Below are 17,300 nucleotides of genomic sequence, written 5' to 3'. Positions count from 1 at the left end.
CTCCCCTTGCCTCCGTCAGGACGCAGCGGCGGCCGTTGCGACCGGCCGCTTTGCAGGCGTCCAGCGAAACGCCGCGCCGAAGCGGTTCCAGACGTTGATCGAGGCGACGGCCGAGGTCAGGTACGTCAATTCAGTCTCGGAGAATTCGCCGGACGCTTCCGCATAGACCTCGTCGCCGACGCCGTCGGGCAGACAGGTCAGCGCCTCGGCCCAGGCGAGCGCAGCCCGCTCGCGCGGCGAAAAGATCGGCGCCTCGCGCCAGACCGCGACCAGATGGAGCTTGTCGACGGGAACGCCGATCCGTTCCGACAGCAGGACGTGGTGCTGCACGCAGAAGGCGCAGCCGTTGATTTGCGAGGCGCGCAGCTTGACCAGTTCGAGCAGTTGCTTGTCGAGGCCGGCCTTGGCCGCAAGCTGGCCCAGCGCCAGCACCAGATCATACGCATCGGGCGCGATCCGCTTGAAATCTTCATATTCGCTGCGGGCGTGTGACATTGCCATTCACCTCGGCCTATTATAAGAGCTCGGATATCTTATAAGAGCTCTTATATGCCACGCAAGACCAATGACGTCACGAGATCGCAATCGGGACGAAAGGCAGTTGAACACGGCGCCGTGCATGTTCCCGCGCCGGGCGAAGGCAAGCGCGGCGAGCAGGGCTACCTCGGCTATCTGCTGCGCCAGGCCCACGCCGCGGTTCGTCTGACGATGGAGCGCACCCTGGCCGATCTCGGCGTGACGTCGCCGCAATTCGCGGTGCTGACGATGCTGAACGCCTATCCGGGCTTGTCGGGGGCCGATGTCGCCCGCCTCACCTTCCTGACGCCCCAGACCGTCGGCGTCATCATTCGCAACCTCGAACGCGACGGTGCCATTGTCATGACGCCTCATCCCGTCCACGGCCGCATCCAGCAATGGACGCTGACGCCGCGCGGCGCGACACTTTTGAAGACGTGCCGGCAGCGTGTGCTCGAATTGGAGAAGCGCCTCGCTCGAAATCTGGATTCAAAGGCGGAAACCACGATCCGGCGCTGGCTTGCCGGAATTGCGGCTGACCTGCAGGAGGACTAGGCGACCGGCATCGCAGCTGTCGCGGCCGCAGTTCTACCCGCCTTTCAAGGCGTTCTTGACTGCGCCGTCGGGCCAGGTCTCGTCCGCCGCGATCACCCGCACGCGGGTCTGGTCCGCGGTATTGACCAGCACGTGCGAATTCACTCGCTCACCGCTCGGCTCGAGACGCAAATCGGTTTCGGGCTTCCAGCTCAGCGTCGTCGCGAGGTCGCCGGGAAAGATCTTCCATTGCGATCCGTCGTCGAGCTCGACGACATGGCTTTCCGCATGCGTGCGTATCTTCATTCCACCCCGTTTTTCGATGAACAGACGTACGGAAGGCAGGCCCGGCCCACGGCCGAATCTTCTCCTCCTTCCGGACGAGGAGGGAATGCGGGAAGAGCGACACTTGTTCCGGTGGGAACAGACGATGCGCTCAGGCACGATCCACGCACATTGCCGTTCCTGGAACCGACTCACACGGGCCATGTTTCCGGCTAGAATGTGCCCATGAAGCACGCTGATTCCTCGCCCCGTCACACCCGCCGCGCCCTGCTCCAGTCGACGCTTGGTGTAGCCGCTTTGCTCGCGCTGCCCAGCCGCGCTCTCGCCGCGCCCCCCGGCTTCGACGAATGGCGTGAGAGCTTTCGCGCACGCGCGACGGCAAAAGGTATTTCCGCCGCGACATGGCAGCGCGCGATGGGAAGGGTCGAGCCGGACATGAGCGTGTTCGCGCAGATGCGCAACCAGCCCGAATTCCACGAGCAGGTCTGGCAGTACATCAACCGCCGCGTCTCGGACTGGCGCATCATCAACGGCAAGATCGCGCTGAAGAACAACGAGGCGCTGCTCGCCCGCGTCGAGCGCGATTTCGGGGTCGAGCGCGGCACGCTGCTGGCGCTGTGGGGCGTCGAGTCCGCCTATGGCGATCCCCTGGTGCAGCAGAACCATATGAGGCCGGTGTTTCCCTCGCTCGCCGCGCTCGCCTGGAACGAGCCGCGCCGCAAGGCCTATTGGGAGACCGAGCTGATCAACGCACTGCGCATCGTCGACAAGGGTTGGAGCACGCCTGAGGAAATGCGGGGCTCCTGGGCCGGCGCGATGGGGCATTCGCAATGGATGCCGGAAGTCTGGCTCAATGTCGGCATCGACTATGACGGCGACGGCAAGGTCTCGCCGTTCGGCAAGCCCGACGACGCGCTGGGCTCGACTGCAAAATACCTTGTCAATCGCGGCAAGTGGCATCGCGGCGAGCATTGGGGCTACGAGGTGCGCGCGTCCGGCAACATGAGCGGCAGCCGTACCTATGCAGCCTGGCAGGCGGCCGGCGTCAGCCGCGCCGACGGCCAACCGTTTCCGCAGCCCAACGCATCCGCACAGATGTGGACGCCGGTTGCGGGCGGGCCGACCTTCCTGCTCGGACCGAACTTCTATTCGGTGAAGAGCTATAACCCTTCCATGAACTACGCGCTGGCGATCTGCCATCTCGGGGATCGCTGCCTGGGAGCTCCGCCCTTCATCCAGCCTTTCCCGGGCTCCGAGCGTGCATTGACGCTCGCCGAGGTGCAGGAGATGCAAACGCGCCTCACCAAGGCCGGCTTCGACACCGGCGGCACCGACGGCCGCGTCGGCAACGACACCATGAAGGCGGTCAAGGATTTCCAGCAGCGCGCCGGCATCACGCCAGCGGACGGCTATGGCGGGCTGAAGGTGCTGGCCAAGCTGCGGCAGGGTGGATAGTCGCGCTCGTCATTCCGGGGCGCGCGAAGCGCGAGCCCGGAATCCATCGGGCAGCAAGCGCGCGGAAAAATGGATTCCGGGTTCGCGCCAAGTGGCGCGCCCCGGAATGACACCGTGGCTGGTGCTCCCTTTCTCAGTGCCTGTATTGCGGCTCTTCCGCATCGAGCTGTCTGCGGATCGCAGCGAGATGCAGCCGGGCGGATTCGGAATCGCCCTCGCGCATCTGCCTGTAGGTCTCGGCCGCAATCGCGGGATCGACCGGCAGCACCTTCCGTCCGGTCGACATCGCCAGCACCTGCACCTCGGCGGCGCGCTCGAGATAATAGAGATCGTCCCAGGCCTCCGCGATGGTCGGCGCCAGCACCATCACGCCGTGATGCTTCATGAAGACGATGTCGGCATCGCCAACGGCGGAGGCGATACGCGCGCCTTCGCGGCTGTCGAGCGCGAGGCCGTTATAGTCGCGGTCGACCGCGGTGCGGCCGTAGAATTTCAGTGCGGTCTGGCCGGCCCAGATCAGGGGCTCGCCCTCGGTCATCGACAGCGCCGTGGCATAGGGCATGTGCGTATGGAAGGCGACCTTGGCGCGCGGCAGCAGCCTGTGCATCTCGGCATGGATGTAGAAGGCGGTCGCCTCGGGCACGCCCTCGCCGTCAAGCACGTTGCCGTGGAAATCGCAGATCAGGAGCTTTGACGCCGTCAGTTCGCGGAAGGCGTAGCCGTAGGGGTTGACGAGGAAGAGGTCGTCATGGCCCGGCACGACCGCCGAGAAGTGATTGCAGATGCCCTCCTCAAAGCCGTTGCGCGCGGCCATGCGGAAGCAGGCGGCCAGATCCTCGCGTGCGGTGCGGATCGCGTCGGTGGCGAGATCCGGCCGATTGGAGCGGAAGGTCGCGGGCGCGGGTGAGGACGCGTGAAGGCTGTGCGCCATGGCGAAGGACACCTCTGTCGTTTGGGAGCTGGCCCGTGTTGTACAGGGCTGGCGCCTTCGCGTCAGCCCCTGCGGTCGCCACCCTGCCCTGCGTCGATCAAGCGCGCCGCGGCACCCCGCCGGCGTTCATGCCGCCATCGATGACGAGCTCGCTGCCGGTGACATAGCGCGAGGCATCGGAGGCGAGATACAGCACGCCCGAGGCGATCTCCGCGGCCTGGCCGGCGCGGCCAAGCGGCGTGACGACACGGGCGCGCTCCTCCGGATCGATCGGGGCGTTCTGGCCAGAGCCGGCCGCCCCCGTCGGGATCTTGCCCCAGATCGGGGTGTCGATGATGCCGGGATGAACCGAGTTGACGCGGATACCGTCGCCTGCCGCCGCGCACTCCATCGCGATCGACTTGGCGAACAGCCGCACGCCGCCCTTTGTCGCTGAATAGGCCGACAATCCGGGCGAGCCGCGCAGGCCCGCCAGCGAGGACATCATGACGATCGAGCCGCCGCCGGTCTTACGCATCAGGGGAAGGCAATGCTTGACCGACAGAAACACGCCATCGAGATTGATCGCATTCTGCTTGCGCCAGTCAGCGAGAGTCATGTCGACGATCGATGGCACGGAAATGCCGATGCCGGCATTGGAGACGAGCACGTCGAGCCGGCCGAAGCGCCTTGCGATCTCGGCGACGATCTCGATCCAGCGCTCTTCGCTCGTGACATCCTGCTCCAGAAAGATGGCCTTGCCGCCGGCATTGGTGATGCGCCTGATGAGCTCGGGGCCCCTCAGCTCGTCGATGTCGGTCGCGATGACCGTGGCGCCTTCGCGCGCGAACAGCTCGACGATAGCCTCGCCAATGCCGGAGGCGCCGCCCGTCACCAGTGCGACCTTGCCCTCAACCTGCCCTGCCATGCTCACTCCCTTTTTTGTTGTTTGCGGCCGTTGTCTTTTGCGCATGATCTTTGTCGGAAAACCGCTTCGCACTTTTCCGGATCATGCGTCATCTAATCACGGATGGCCCCTGGTCCGGTAGCGCGACGTCGACGACGCGGAATTGCACGCGCTCGGCGCCCTGGTAGCGGTCCACCGACAACGAGCCCGCGACGTGCATCTGCTGGCCGCGATTGGCGAGCAGCGCATTGCCGAGCTTCTGGCCGATCGAACGGAACGCGATGCCGTTGACGATGGCGCCATCACCCGCCTTGAAGCGCAGGCGCAGATGCGCCTGTCCGACCTCGTCGGCAAAGACGAGCTGGTGCGCCGGCAGCGCCAGCACCGGCTCCGGATTGCCGCTGCCGAAGGGACCGGCGCGGTTGAGCGTCGTCGCCAGCTCCGGCGTCACCGCGCGCGCCGAGACCGCGCCGTCGATATAGAGCTCGTTGACGTGGCGCGCCTCGGCGACGTCGCGCGCCAGCACGGTCTCGAGATAGGCGCGGAATTCGGCGAGCTTCTCCTTGCGCAGCGTCACGCCCGCGGCCATGGCGTGGCCGCCCCCCTTGAGCAGAATGCCGTCAGCGACCGCCTGCCGCACCGCCTTGCCGAGATCGACGCCGGCGATCGAGCGGCCCGAGCCGGTGCCGATGCCGCCGGGCTCCAGCGCAATGGCAAAGGCAGGCCGCGAAAACTTTTCCTTCAGGCGGGAGGCGACGAGGCCGACCACGCCCGGATGCCAGCCTTCCGAGGCCGTGACGATCACGGCGAGCTTGTCCTCCAGCCCGATCGAGGCCAGCGCCTCGGCTTCGGCCTGGGCTTCCGCCGCCTGCTCGATGACGCGGCGTTCGCTGTTGAGACGGTCGAGCTCGGCCGCGATCCGCGCCGCCTCGACGCTGTCGCCTTCGAGCAGCAGCCGCACTCCGAGATCGGCGCGGCCGATACGGCCGCCGGCATTGACGCGCGGCCCCAGCATGAAACCGAGATGCCAGGCTTCCGGCGGGCCGTTGAGCCGTGCCACGTCCATCAGCGCAGTGTGGCCGACATGGTCGCGCCGACGCATCGCGATCAGCCCCTTCGCCACGAAGGCGCGGTTGAGCCCGATCAGCGGCGCGATGTCGGCGACCGTGCCGAGCGCGACGTGATGCAGCATCCCGAGCAGATCCGGCTCGGGCATCTCCGCATTCCAGAAGCCGCGCTGGCGCAGCTCGCGGTTGACCGCGACCAGCGTCACCAGCACGAGGCCGACCGCGGCGAGATGGCCAAGGCCCGAGAGATCATCGGGGCGGTTCGGGTTGACCAGCGCATCGACCTCGGGGAGATCGAGGCCGCATTGGTGGTGGTCGATCACCACCACGGACATGCCGAGGCGTTTGGCCTCGGCGAGCGGCTCGATGCTGGTGGTGCCGCAATCGACGGTGACGAGCAGCGTCGCGCCTTTTGCGGCGAGCCCGCGCACGGCCTCGACGTTCGGGCCGTAGCCCTCGAAAATTCGGTCGGGAATGTGGATCAGCGGATCGAGCCCGCAATGGCGCAGGTGCCAGGCCAGCAGCGCCGCCGAGGTCGCGCCGTCGACGTCGTAGTCGCCGAAGATCGCGACCTTCTCGCCCGTAGTCGCGGCATCCGCGACGCGCCTGGAGGCGGCCTCCATTTCCGTCACCGTGAACGGGTCCGGCAGCAGCTTACGGATGGTCGGATCGAGGAAATCGGCGACGGCGTCGATATCGACCCCGCGCCCCGCCAGCACCCGCGCCAGCAGCTCCGGCAATTGGTGCCGCTGCACCATGGCGAGCGCCTGGGCCGCGCCGCGGGCATCGAGCCGGTCGCGCCACAGCTTGTCGGTGAGCGAGCGTGCCACGCCCAGGAACGCCTGGGGCGCTTCGACGGGCAGTGCGGATGCGGGAGGCGTCATGGCGAGGGCTATCGATTGGGAACTCGGGTCCGGGCGATCACGCTCGCGGCCGGGACTGGCTTGAAAGGATTGGCTGGGAAACCCCGGCGATTTGCAACGGCTGGGGCGCACAAAGCGGTGGATGGCAGGTCGGCGGGCCGGAGTGACTATCATTTAGGCATTCCGTCAAACAGCAAATTAAGGAGGCGTTAGGCGGAATCCTCGAAAAAGAATCGTATTCGATCTGTAAGTTGTTGTTCCGGGTTCATTGCAGATCAGACCTCATTGCCAAGGGAAGTTCCCGATGTCAGCTGCGCTGGGTCTGAAAGCCAAGCCGATCGCCACCGCACCTGCGGACGATGATTCCGACATCTCCGCGCTGATCAACCGCCTCACCGCGGAGGTCAACCAGATCGCGGTCGACAAGACCAAGTCGATCCAGCAGATCACCAACCAGATGAAGATGCTGGCGCTGAACGCGCTGATCGAAAGCTCGCGCGCCGGCGCACAAGGCGCGGGCTTTGCGGTCGTGGCTCAGGAGGTGCGCGGCGTCGGCCAGCAGGTCGAGACCATCGCCCGCGAGCTCGAGACCCAGCTAACCAAACGCACCGGCGATCTCGTCGCCTCGATCGACCGCATGAGCCAGCGCTCCCGCGGCGAGCGGATGGTCGACCTGTCGCTCAACGCGATCGAGCTGATCGACCGCAATCTCTATGAACGCACCTGCGACGTGCGCTGGTGGGCGACCGATTCCGCCGTGGTCGATTGCGCGGCCTCGCCCAGTGCTGCGGCGGTCTCCCATGCCTCGCAGCGCCTCGGCGTGATCCTCGGGGCCTACACCGTCTATCTCGATCTCTGGCTCTGCGACCTCGACGGCAACGTCATCGCCAACGGCCGCGCCGACCGCTTCCGCGTCGTCGGCCAGAACGTCGCCCATACCAAATGGTTTCGCGACGCGCGGTCCTTGCGCTCCGGCGACGATTATGTCGCCGGCGACGTCGAGAACCAGCCGCTGCTCGGCAATGCCCAGGTCGCGACCTATTGCGCCAGCGTCCGCGCCGGCGGCCAGGCCAACGGCGCCCCGATCGGGGTGCTCGCCATCCATTTCGACTGGGAGCCGCAGGCCCGCGCCATCGTACAGGGCGTGCGCGTCGGCGACAGCGACAAGGCCCGCGTGCTGCTGGTCGATTCGAATTTCCGCGTGATCGCGGCCTCCGACGGCCAGGGCATCCTCAGCGAACGCATCTCGCTGTCGCTGAACGGCCAGCGCTCCGGCTTCTACCACGACCGCACGGGCACGCTGGTCGCTTTCCATGCCACCCCGGGTTACGAGACCTATCGCGGGCTCGGCTGGTACGGCGTGATCGTCTGCGGGGCGTGACGCGACCAGGGGCCGCCTTCCCGAAATCGGACGCGGTCGCCCGTCCAATCCCAAACTGCGAAAACAACCCCATGCACAGTAGCCTCAGGGTTGTTTTCATTGGCCTTTTTTAGGGGCCTGCGCCACCTTGCGTTCATCAGGACGTTTTGAAACGTCGGGCAAAATGCGGGCAGCATTTTCCGCCAAGGTATGCCTGTTACAGGCAAGAGCCTGCGCCGTGGATCGGCTAGAGTCACTTCGCACCATATGGGTGACGTGGGAGGCGCGACTTTCGATTGGCTTCGATCATCTCGCGCTCCGCAATCGCAAGGAGACATGCCATGAAGATCGTCGTGATCGGCGGAACCGGATTGATTGGGTCCAGGCTCGTGGCGAAGCTCAAGCTGCACGGCCACGATGCGGTGGCTGCCTCGCCGAAATCCGGCGTGAACGCCGTCACCGGGGAAGGCCTTGCCGCAGCGCTTTCGGGCGCGGATGTGGTCGTCGACGTCGCCAACGCGCCGTCCTGGGAGCCGGCCGCGGTGCTCGCGTTCTTCCAGCGATCGAGCGAGAATCTCGTCGCGGCCGAGGCCGCAGCAGGCGTGAGACATCACGTGGCGCTCTCGATCGTCGGCACCGACCGCTCGCCCGACAACGCCTATTTCCGTGCCAAGCTGGCGCAGGAAACCGTCATCAAGTCCGGCTCGGTCCCCTACTCGATCGTGCGCGCCACCCAGTTCTTCGAGTTCCTCGGCGCCATCGCCGAGACCAGCGTGCGCGAGGGGAAGATCGTCGTTCCCTCCGCATTGTTTCAGCCGATCGCGGCAGCCGACGTCGCCGACCGCCTCGCCGAAGTCGCAACGGAGCAGCCGCTCAACGGGACGATCGATATCGCCGGACCCGAGAAGGCGCCCTTCAATGAATTCATCGCGCGGCGTCTGAGGGCAGCCGGCGACGCCCGGCCTGTGGTCGGAGATCCGAAGGCGCCCTATTACGGCGCTCTCATCGACGACCAATCGCTGAACCCGCTCGGCGAGGCGCGGCTCGGGACGACGCCGCTCGCCAAGTGGCTCGCGACGGCCTGAATATCCCTGATTCATTAACGGGTGCGCCGAGCCATCTCCGCTGCGAGCAGCAGTGCCGCGCGGCTGGCGCCAATCGAGGCGATGCCTTGCCCCGCAATGTCGTAGGCGGTGCCGTGCGCGGGCGTGCAGATCGGGAACGGGAAGCCGCCGAGCAAGGTCACGCCGCGATCGAAACCCATCAGCTTCATCGCGATCTGGCCCTGGTCGTGATACATCGTCAGCACGGCATCGAAGGCGCCGGCCTTGGCGCGCAGGAACACGGTGTCGGCGGGAAACGGTCCCTCCGCAGCAATGCCCTCGCGCTGGCTCGCCGCGACCACCGGCGCAATCACATCGATCTCCTCGCGGCCGAAATTGCCACCGTCGCCGGCATGGGGATTGAGGCCCGCGACCGCGATCCGCGGCCGCGCAAAGCCGGCGTTGCGCATGCAGGAATCGGTCAGCTTGAGCGCGCGATGGATGCGTTCGCCGGACAGCTTCGCAGCGACGTCCTTGAGCGGGATGTGCGAGGTGACCCGTGCGTTCCAGAGCCGGTCGAGCACGTTGAATTCGCTTGCCGGCGTTTTGAGACCGACGACCTCGGCCGAGAACGCGATCTCGTCGTCGTACTCGGCACGGGCAAGACGCATCGCCTGCTTGTTGAAGGGGGTGAAACAGACCGCGTCGACATGGCCGTCGCGGCCGAGCTCGAGCGCATGTCTGTAATTGGCCAGCGCGAATTTTCCGCCGGCAAGGGTCGCCGTCTTCGGCTCGACCTCCCTGGGGTCGAGGTGGCGGAGATCGATGAACAGTGCATCCTCCCCCGCCGCGCGAAGCTCGGTCCCCTGCTCCACCGTGGACAAGTCCGGCCGGACGCCAGCGACGCGCGCCCCCTCGTCGAAGATGCGGCGATCGCCGATGACGACGAGCCGGCAGCTCGCGCGAATGTCGTCCTGCGCCACCAGCTTCGCCGTCAGCTCCGGGCTGATGCCGGCGGGATCGCCCATGGCCAGCGCAATCAGCGGCTTTGCGGTCATATGATCACCTTTTCCTGGACTGGCGTATCGGTCGCGGGCGAAGAGGGTTTGCGCCACAGCCGCGCCAGCTGCAGCACAAGCGGAAGCAGCAGCAGCGCGATGCCGCCCACGATCAGGCACGTCACCAGCTTGTTCGCGAAGAAGATGCCCAGCGAGCCCTTGGAGATCAGCATCGACTGCCGGAACGCGTCCTCGGCCTTGTCGCCGATGACGATTGCGAGCACGAGTGGCGCTAAGGGATAGAACAGCTTCTTGAAGAGATAGCCGACGACCCCGAAGCCGAGCATCATGACGACGTCGAGATAGGAGTTCGACACCGAATAGGCGCCGACGACGCAGATGATCACGATCAGCGGCGCGATCACCACGAAGGGTATCCGCATCAAAGCGGCGAACACCGGAACCGTCAGCAGCACCAGCACCACGGCAACGATGTTGCCGACATACATCGAGGCGATCAGGCCCCAGACGAAATCCTTGCTGTCGACGAACAGCATCGGCCCGGGATTGAGGCCCCAGATCATCAGCCCGCCCATCATCACGGCCGCAGTCGCCGAGCCGGGAATGCCGAGCGAGAGCATCGGCAGCAGCGCGCTGGTCCCGGCGGCATGATCGGCCGTCTCCGGCGAGATGATGCCTTCGACCTCGCCGGTGCCGAAATATCGGCCGCGGCGCGAGAAGCGGCGCGCAATCCCGTAGCTCATGAAGGAGGCCGCGGTCGGGCCGCCCGGCGTGATGCCCATCCAGCAGCCGATCGCGGCGCTGCGCAGCAATGCCACGCCGTGCCGCGGCAGGCGGCCGACCGCGCGGAACACCTCGCGCCAATCGATCTTCGAGGAGACCGCGCGGGCGTGAAACTCCTCCTCGACGGCGACCAGCAGCTCGCCAATGCCGAACAGGCCCATCACCGCGACGACGAAGCTGACGCCCTTGACCAGCTCATCGACGCCCATGGTGAGGCGGACGCTGCCGGACACGGTGTCGATGCCGATGGCGGCGATCGCAAAGCCGATCGCGAGTGCCACGACGGTCTTGATCGGTGCCGCGCCGCCCATGCCGACGAAGCTGGCGAAGGCCAGGAAATACACCGCAAAATACTCGGCCGGTCCGAAGGCGAGCGCGACCTGCGCCACCCAGGAGGCGAGGAACGTGATCAGGATGACGCCGACCAGGGCGCCGAACGCCGCCGAGCCGAAGGCGGTCGCGAGCGCCGTGGTCGGCCGGCCGTCGCGCGCCATGGGATAGCCGTCGAAGGTGGTCGCCACCGACGACGGCTCGCCCGGAATGTTGAACAGGATCGAGGTTACCGAGCCGCCGAACAGTGCGCCCCAATACATGCTGGAGAGCAGGATGATGGCCGAGACCGGCTGCATGCCGAAGGTGAGCGGCAAGAGCAGCGACACCCCGTTCGGCGCGCCCAGCCCCGGCAGCACGCCGACGAGAATGCCGAGCAGCACGCCGACCACCATCAGAACCAGATGCGGCGCCGTGACCGCGATGGTGAAGCCGTGCAGGAGCTCTGCGAGATTGTCCATCGGGCCCTCCGTCAGAACCCGAAGGCGGCGGCGAGCGCGCCGTGCGGCAGGCTGACCTGGAACATGCGCTCGAACACGAGATAGAGCGCGAGCGCCGTGGCTCCTGCCATGGCGAGCGCGCGCGGCACGGATTGGTGCCGCGGGATCGCCAGCACCGCGAAGACGTACAGAGCCGAGGCGACGTACATCCCGGCGAGCGGGATCGCGGCGACGAAGATCGCAGCCGGCACGAACAGGCCCGCGAGCCGCCGCAGCTCGATGGACGTGATCGCGATCGGTACGTTTGCGAGCGTCGCGGCCGGCAGCAGGCCTCGTCCCAGATTGTAGAGGCTGCCGAGCACGACGATGATCCCGGTCAGGAACGGGAATGTGCCGGCGTCCACGCCTGCGCTCGACCAACCGATGCCGTTGTCGAGGCTGGAGACGACGACAGCCACGCCGAAGCTGCCGGTGAGCACGGCGGTCGCAAGTTCAAGCGCGCGGCGTGAGATCATGGGCAGCTCCGGCGAAACAGTCCTCGTCCTGAGGAGCGCGCTTTGGCGCGCGTATCGAAGGACGGCTCCAGGCGAGATCGCATCCACGGCCATCCTTCGAAACGCCCGCCTCCGGCGGGCTCCTCAGGATGAGGACCAGGGCTGTAGTCGGCTGCGCGATCGAAGGCCATCCTCGGCCTCACTTGACCAGCCAGCCCTGCTCGCCTGCGACCTGTTTGACGTGCTCGAGGTCCTCCTTGATGAACTTGTCAAGCTCGGCACCGGTCAGGAACGTGTCGACCTGGGAGGTCTTCTCGATGTAGTCCTTCCACTCCGGCGTTGCCTGCACCTTCTTCATGAGGTCGACATAGAACGCGGCCTGCTCCGGCGTGACCTTGCCGGGCAGCCACACGGTGCGGGGCTGCTCGTATTGCTTGATGTCGAGGCCCTGCTCGACGCAGGTCGGAACGTCGCCCCAGCCTTCGGTCGCGGTGACCTTCGGGCCCTGCGGCAGCCGCTTCGGGCTGAACACGCAAAGCGGTCGCTGCGTGCCGCCGCGCCATTGCCCGAGGCTCTCGCTGGGGTTGTTGACGTGGGAGTCGAGATGGCCGCCGGCGAGCTGCACGGCGGTCTCGGCGCCGCTCTTGAAGGGGATGTAGGTCAGCTTGACCTTGCCGGCCTTCTCGATCATGCGGGTCAGCACCTCGTCGGTGTCCTTGGACTGCGCGCCGCCCATCTTGAATTCGCCCGATGCGGCCGCCTTCAGATAGTCGCCCGCGGTCTTGTACGACGCGTCCTGCTTGACCCAGAGCAGGAACTCGTCCTGCGCCATCGCCGCGATCGGCGTGAGATCGGTGTAGTTGAAGGCGACCTTGGAGACGAGCGGCTGCTGCCAGGCATTCGACGTGCCGAAGATCACCTTGTAGGGATCGCCCGCGGAGGCCTTGCCGTAGACATAGCCCTCGGCGCCGCTGCCGCCGCCCTTGTTGACGACGACGATCGGCTGGTCCGTCAGCTTGTGCTTGGTGATGATGTTCTGCACCGCGCGCGCGAGATTGTCGGTGCCGCCGCCGGGGCCGGCGGTGGCAATGAACTCGATCGGCTTTTGCGGCTGCCAGGCGGCGAGCGCCGGCATGGTGCCGGCGAGCACGACTGCGGCTGCGGAGAGCAGAAATGTTGACGTCCGACCCATGATTTCCTCCAGCTGATTTTTTTGTCTTTTATTGTTGTCGTATCGACGTCCGTTCAGGCGACGCGTTCCTCGCGCTTTTCCTGGGCGGAAACGATTGCGCCTTCTTTTTCGAGCGCTTCGATTCGTGACTGGTCGAACCCGTGCTCGGCCAGAACCTCTCGCGTGTGTTCACCATAGACCGGTGCGCCTGATCGCACTTTGCCCGGGGTCTCCGAAAACTTGATGGGAAGCCCGATCGTCTTGACGGGACCGAGCGTGGAGTGCTCGACCTCGACAACCATCTCCCGCGCCAGCGTCTGCGGATCGCTCAGCGCCTCCAGCATGTCGTGCACGGGGCCGCACGGCACGCCCTTCTCGTCCAGCGCCGCGAGCCAATGCGCCCGCGTTTGGGTGCGGAAGCGCTCGCTGAGGACGGCTTCGAGCTTCTTCAGATTGGCCATGCGATCGGCGCCGGTGACGAAGCGCGGATCGTCGGCGAGTTCGCTTGCGCCGAGCGCTTCCAGCATCAACAGCCAGTGCTTCTTGTTGGCGCCGCCGACCACGAGCCAGCCGTCCGAGGCTTCGAAGGCCTGATATGGCGCGTTGAGCGGATGCGCCGAGCCCATCGCGCGCGGCGCGGTGCCCGCGGCGAGCGCGATGGTCGACTGCCAATAGGTCTGCACCAAGGCGGCTTCATACAGCGAGGTCTCGACCCACTGCCCCTCGCCCGTGTTGAGGCGATGGGTGTAGGCCGCAAGGATGCCCATGCTCGCGAGCAGGCCGGCCGTGATGTCGGACAGCGGCGGCCCGCACTTGACCGGAGGACCGTCGGGCCGCTCGCCGGTAAAGCTCATGATGCCGCTCATGGCCTGCGCGACGAGGTCGAATCCCCTGCGATGCTTGTAGGGGCCGGTACGGCCGAAGCCCGACAGGGAGCAATAGATCAGTGCCGGGAATTCCGCGTGCAGCGCCTCATAGCCGAAGCCGAGGCGCTCCATCGCGCCAGGCGCAAAGTTCTCGACCAGCACGTCGGCATCCGCGATCAACCGGCGCAGCACCTCCTTGCCGCCGTCGGTCTTGAGATCCAGCACGATGCCGCGCTTGTTGCGGTTCATCATCAGGAAGGACGCCGCCTCGTCGCCGATCTTCGGCGGCACCGAATGGCGGGTGTCGTCGCCGTTCGGCCATTTCTCGATCTTGATGACGTCGGCGCCCATGTCGGCGAGCATCAAGGTGCAGGTCGGTCCGGCCATGACGTGGGTAAGGTCAATGACCTTGAGGCCGGCCAGCGGCCCCGAACGGCGAGAGGTGGATTGTGAACTTTGCATCGGCTCATCCTATTGGCCGCGCCATTGCGGCGCGCGCTTGTTGAGGAAAGCATCGAGCCCTTCGCGAAAGTCCTGGCTCGTGTAGCACATCAGGATGAGGTCTTCGCCCTCGTCCTGCGTCAGCCGCCGTTGCAGGCGGCCGACAGCCTGCTTGGTCGCATTCAGCGTCAGCGGCGCATGGCTCGCAACGAGCCGGGCGACCTCGTCCGCGCGTCCTTCAAGGGCGGCAAGATCCTCGACGACCTCGCCGAGCAGTCCGACGCTTGCGGCCTCCGCGGCATCGACGAGGCGCGCGGTGAAGATGAGATCCTTGACGCGCGCCGCGCCGATCAGGGCGGTGAGACGGCCGACATTGGACATCGACAGGCAATTGCCGAGCGTCCGCGCGATGGGAAATCCGATCTTTGCGCTTTTCGTGCCGATGCGGAGATCGCAGGCCGCGGCAATGCCGGCGCCGCCGCCGGTGCAGAACCCGTTGATCGCCGCGACCGTCGGCACCCGGCACCGCTCCAGCGTGGTCAGCACACGATCGATGCGGTTCTCGTAATCGATGGCGTCCTGCGGCGTCCTGAATTCGCGGAACTGGTTGATGTCGGTGCCGGACGCGAAGGCCTTGTCGCCCGCACCGCGCAGCACCAGCACCTTGATCGCATGGTCTCGGTTGGCCTGCTCGCAGATCGCGGCAAGCCGCTCGTACATGGCGAAGGTGAAGGCGTTACGGGCTTGCGGGCGGTTGAAGGTGATCCGCCCGATGCCGTCGTTGGATTCAAAAACGAGGTCGTCCGCCTCCGTAGCAAGGTCCATTTCCTCATGTCCTCTTGTTTTTTACATTTTTGAATGCAAAATTTGCGATTAGCAAGCGGAAACTTCTGAATATCGCCATATAATCCCGCTTTTGCATTCAAAACGGAGCGCTTCCATGCTTCACGAGGAGGTTGTCGGCCGTATCCGCGCCATCCTGCTCGACGGCGAAATCCCGCCGGGCGCGCGGATTCCCGAGCGCGAGCTGTGCGAGCGGCTCGAAATCTCGCGCACGCCGCTGCGCGAGGCGCTCAAGGTGCTGGCCGCGGAAGGGCTCGTGCAGCTGCTGCCGCATCGCGGCTCGCGCGCAGCAAAACTGACCGACAAGGACATGCGCGACCTGTTCGAGGTCTGCCAGGGCTTGGAGGCCCTCGCCGGCGAACTCGCCTGCGAGCGCATTGGCGATGCCGAGATCGACGCGATCGCCGCCGCGCATGACGAGATGGTGCAGCATTATCGCGACCGCGATTTGATCCAGTACTATCGCGGCAACCGCGCCATCCACGAAGGCATCGTGACCGCAGCAGGAAATCCCGTGCTCGCAGGGCTTTACGCCTCGGTGACCGCGCGCATCCGGCGCGCGCGCTACGTCACGCCGATGACGCCGCAGCGCTGGGCGCTCGCCGTGAAGGAGCACGAGGCGATCCTCAACGCACTTCAGCGCCGCGACGGAGTCGGCCTCGCCCACATCCTGCGGGCGCATCTTCGTCACAAGCGCGAAGAGGTGCTGCAGGCGGGCTTTGCCGAGACGGATGCAAGTGAGCCCTCGCTCCGTATCGCGTGAGATTTCTGCAGCGACGATCCAGCGAACACAATCGCGACACAATCATTGATTGATGCTTGCGCGCCACGCGATCATCAATCCGTTTCCTCTTGCGAGCCTGTCTGAACCGGCGCAGCATCCCGCTGCCGGCCCAAAGCCGCACATCACGCGCGAACAATCGCGCGGATCAAAACAGAAAATGGAGGATACGAATGACACTTGACGTCTCGCGTCGATCCCTACTCGCACTCGGAGCCGGCCTCGGCGCCAGCGCCATGCTCGGCAGCAGCGCGATGGCGCGGGCGCCCAAGCTCGGCACCCAGACGCCCTACTGGCACCGCTTCGTTCTCGGCGATGCCGAGGTGACCGTCGTATCCGACGGACCGCTTCCGCTCGGCGATCCCTCCGGGACCTTCACCGGCGTTCCCAAGGAAGAGGTCAAGAAGATGCTGGCCGACAATTTCCTGTCGCCGGACAATGTCGTGCTCGAACAGAATTCTCCGATCGTCAACACCGGCGACAAACTCATCCTGTTCGACACCGGCATGGGCTCATCGAAGATGTTCGGCGCCAGCACCGGACGTCAGCAGAAGAGCATGACGGAGGCCGGCATCAAGCCGGAGGACATCGATGCCGTCGTGTGCTCGCATGCCCATATCGATCATATCGGTGGCATCGTCGACGAGGGCGGCAAGCCGCTGTTCCCCAACGCGCAAGTCTACATTGCCCAGAGCGATTTCGACTTCTGGACCGACGAAGGCAAGCTTGGCAGCGCGGCAAAGGACTTCGTCGTCCACGCCCGCAAGAACCTGCTGCCGGTCCGGGATCGGATCAAGTTCTTCAGGGATGGCGAGGAATTCCTGCCCGGCGTGCAGGCGATCGCGGCGCCCGGCCACACCGTCGGCCACACCATCTTCATGGTCTCGTCGGCAGGCAAGTCATTCGCATTCCTCGGCGATCTCTCGCACCATTCGGTGCTGCTGCTGGAGAAACCACGGATGGAGTTCTCCTACGACTCCGACCCGAAGCAGGCGGCCGAGTCGCGCGTCAAGCTGCTGACGATGCTGGCGGCGAACAAGATCCCGGTGATGTCCTATCACTTCGCCTGGCCTGGCTATGGCCACGTCGCCAAGGCCGGAGATGGCTTCCGCTACTATCCGGAGCCGATGAAGATGACGTTGTAGCTATTAGTTCAGGTTCGGGCGGCGCGGGCCGCCCGGACTGTTTCTCG

17 protein-coding genes are annotated in these 17,300 nt (G+C 65.8%); 6 read left to right on the top strand and 11 right to left on the bottom strand.

Features of this window, described 5'->3' with window-relative positions:
- Positions 1 to 15: 15 nt before the first annotated feature.
- Positions 16 to 495 (bottom strand): carboxymuconolactone decarboxylase family protein, encoded by a 480-nt coding sequence (locus tag DCG74_RS23300; RefSeq protein ID WP_172789165.1) that lies wholly within the window; start codon positions 493 to 495, stop codon positions 16 to 18.
- Between the two features lie 54 nt (positions 496 to 549).
- On the opposite strand from DCG74_RS23300, the gene DCG74_RS23295 reads away from it, so the two are divergent.
- Positions 550 to 1,071 carry a MarR family winged helix-turn-helix transcriptional regulator gene (locus DCG74_RS23295; protein WP_172789164.1) on the top strand — a complete coding sequence of 174 codons (522 nt, stop codon included), beginning with the start codon at positions 550 to 552 and terminating at the stop codon, positions 1,069 to 1,071.
- Between the two features lie 33 nt (positions 1,072 to 1,104).
- On the opposite strand, the gene DCG74_RS23290 is transcribed toward DCG74_RS23295, so the two are convergent.
- Positions 1,105 to 1,356: a hypothetical protein gene (locus tag DCG74_RS23290; RefSeq protein WP_172789163.1), complete on the bottom strand. Its 252-nt coding sequence runs from the start codon at positions 1,354 to 1,356 to the stop codon at positions 1,105 to 1,107.
- 204 nt (positions 1,357 to 1,560) lie between these two features.
- Between DCG74_RS23290 and DCG74_RS23285 the strand changes: the two genes are divergently transcribed.
- On the top strand, positions 1,561 to 2,790 hold the full coding sequence (locus DCG74_RS23285; RefSeq protein ID WP_172789162.1) for a lytic murein transglycosylase: 1,230 nt from the start codon (positions 1,561 to 1,563) through the stop codon (positions 2,788 to 2,790).
- A gap of 133 nt (positions 2,791 to 2,923) precedes the next feature.
- On the opposite strand, the gene DCG74_RS23280 is transcribed toward DCG74_RS23285, so the two are convergent.
- From DCG74_RS23280 to recJ, 3 genes are all read right to left on the bottom strand, one after another.
- Positions 2,924 to 3,721: an aldolase gene (locus DCG74_RS23280; RefSeq protein WP_172789161.1), complete on the bottom strand. Its 798-nt coding sequence runs from the start codon at positions 3,719 to 3,721 to the stop codon at positions 2,924 to 2,926.
- Between the two features lie 97 nt (positions 3,722 to 3,818).
- Entirely contained in the window at positions 3,819 to 4,628 is an 810-nt protein-coding gene (locus DCG74_RS23275; protein ID WP_172789160.1) for an SDR family NAD(P)-dependent oxidoreductase, read from the bottom strand.
- A gap of 88 nt (positions 4,629 to 4,716) precedes the next feature.
- Positions 4,717 to 6,558: a single-stranded-DNA-specific exonuclease RecJ gene (gene recJ, locus DCG74_RS23270; protein ID WP_172789159.1), complete on the bottom strand. Its 1,842-nt coding sequence runs from the start codon at positions 6,556 to 6,558 to the stop codon at positions 4,717 to 4,719.
- A gap of 283 nt (positions 6,559 to 6,841) precedes the next feature.
- On the opposite strand from recJ, the gene DCG74_RS23265 reads away from it, so the two are divergent.
- Positions 6,842 to 7,918, top strand: a complete 1,077-nt coding sequence (locus DCG74_RS23265) for a methyl-accepting chemotaxis protein (protein WP_172789158.1) — start codon at positions 6,842 to 6,844, stop codon at positions 7,916 to 7,918.
- 320 nt (positions 7,919 to 8,238) lie between these two features.
- Positions 8,239 to 8,982 (top strand): SDR family oxidoreductase, encoded by a 744-nt coding sequence (locus DCG74_RS23260; protein WP_172789157.1) that lies wholly within the window; start codon positions 8,239 to 8,241, stop codon positions 8,980 to 8,982.
- A 14-nt stretch (positions 8,983 to 8,996) separates the two neighbouring features.
- Here DCG74_RS23260 and DCG74_RS23255 read toward each other — a convergent pair whose 3' ends face one another.
- The 6 genes from DCG74_RS23255 to DCG74_RS23230 form a co-directional block, all read right to left on the bottom strand.
- Positions 8,997 to 9,998 (bottom strand): 4-hydroxythreonine-4-phosphate dehydrogenase PdxA, encoded by a 1,002-nt coding sequence (locus DCG74_RS23255; RefSeq protein ID WP_172789156.1) that lies wholly within the window; start codon positions 9,996 to 9,998, stop codon positions 8,997 to 8,999.
- Positions 9,995 to 11,533, bottom strand: a complete 1,539-nt coding sequence (locus DCG74_RS23250) for a tripartite tricarboxylate transporter permease (RefSeq protein ID WP_172789155.1) — start codon at positions 11,531 to 11,533, stop codon at positions 9,995 to 9,997. The genes DCG74_RS23255 and DCG74_RS23250 overlap by 4 nt, the downstream gene beginning before the upstream one ends.
- 11 nt (positions 11,534 to 11,544) lie before the next feature.
- Positions 11,545 to 12,027: a tripartite tricarboxylate transporter TctB family protein gene (locus DCG74_RS23245; protein ID WP_172789154.1), complete on the bottom strand. Its 483-nt coding sequence runs from the start codon at positions 12,025 to 12,027 to the stop codon at positions 11,545 to 11,547.
- A gap of 178 nt (positions 12,028 to 12,205) precedes the next feature.
- On the bottom strand, positions 12,206 to 13,198 hold the full coding sequence (locus DCG74_RS23240; RefSeq protein WP_172789153.1) for a tripartite tricarboxylate transporter substrate binding protein: 993 nt from the start codon (positions 13,196 to 13,198) through the stop codon (positions 12,206 to 12,208).
- Between the two features lie 53 nt (positions 13,199 to 13,251).
- Entirely contained in the window at positions 13,252 to 14,505 is a 1,254-nt protein-coding gene (locus tag DCG74_RS23235; RefSeq protein WP_172789152.1) for a CaiB/BaiF CoA-transferase family protein, read from the bottom strand.
- A gap of 9 nt (positions 14,506 to 14,514) precedes the next feature.
- Entirely contained in the window at positions 14,515 to 15,309 is a 795-nt protein-coding gene (locus DCG74_RS23230; protein WP_172789151.1) for an enoyl-CoA hydratase/isomerase family protein, read from the bottom strand.
- A 115-nt stretch (positions 15,310 to 15,424) separates the two neighbouring features.
- Here DCG74_RS23230 and DCG74_RS23225 point away from each other — a divergent pair, with 115 nt between their 5' ends.
- Positions 15,425 to 16,090: a GntR family transcriptional regulator gene (locus tag DCG74_RS23225; RefSeq protein WP_172789150.1), complete on the top strand. Its 666-nt coding sequence runs from the start codon at positions 15,425 to 15,427 to the stop codon at positions 16,088 to 16,090.
- A 191-nt stretch (positions 16,091 to 16,281) separates the two neighbouring features.
- On the top strand, positions 16,282 to 17,253 hold the full coding sequence (locus DCG74_RS23220) for an MBL fold metallo-hydrolase (RefSeq protein WP_172789149.1): 972 nt from the start codon (positions 16,282 to 16,284) through the stop codon (positions 17,251 to 17,253).
- Positions 17,254 to 17,300: the final 47 nt, after the last annotated feature.

The sequence above is a fragment of the Bradyrhizobium sp. WBAH42 genome (assembly GCF_024585265.1).
GTDB lineage: Bacteria > Pseudomonadota > Alphaproteobacteria > Rhizobiales > Xanthobacteraceae > Bradyrhizobium.
Note: the sequence above shows the minus strand (reverse complement) of the source record. Positions and strands in the feature narration are given on the sequence as shown.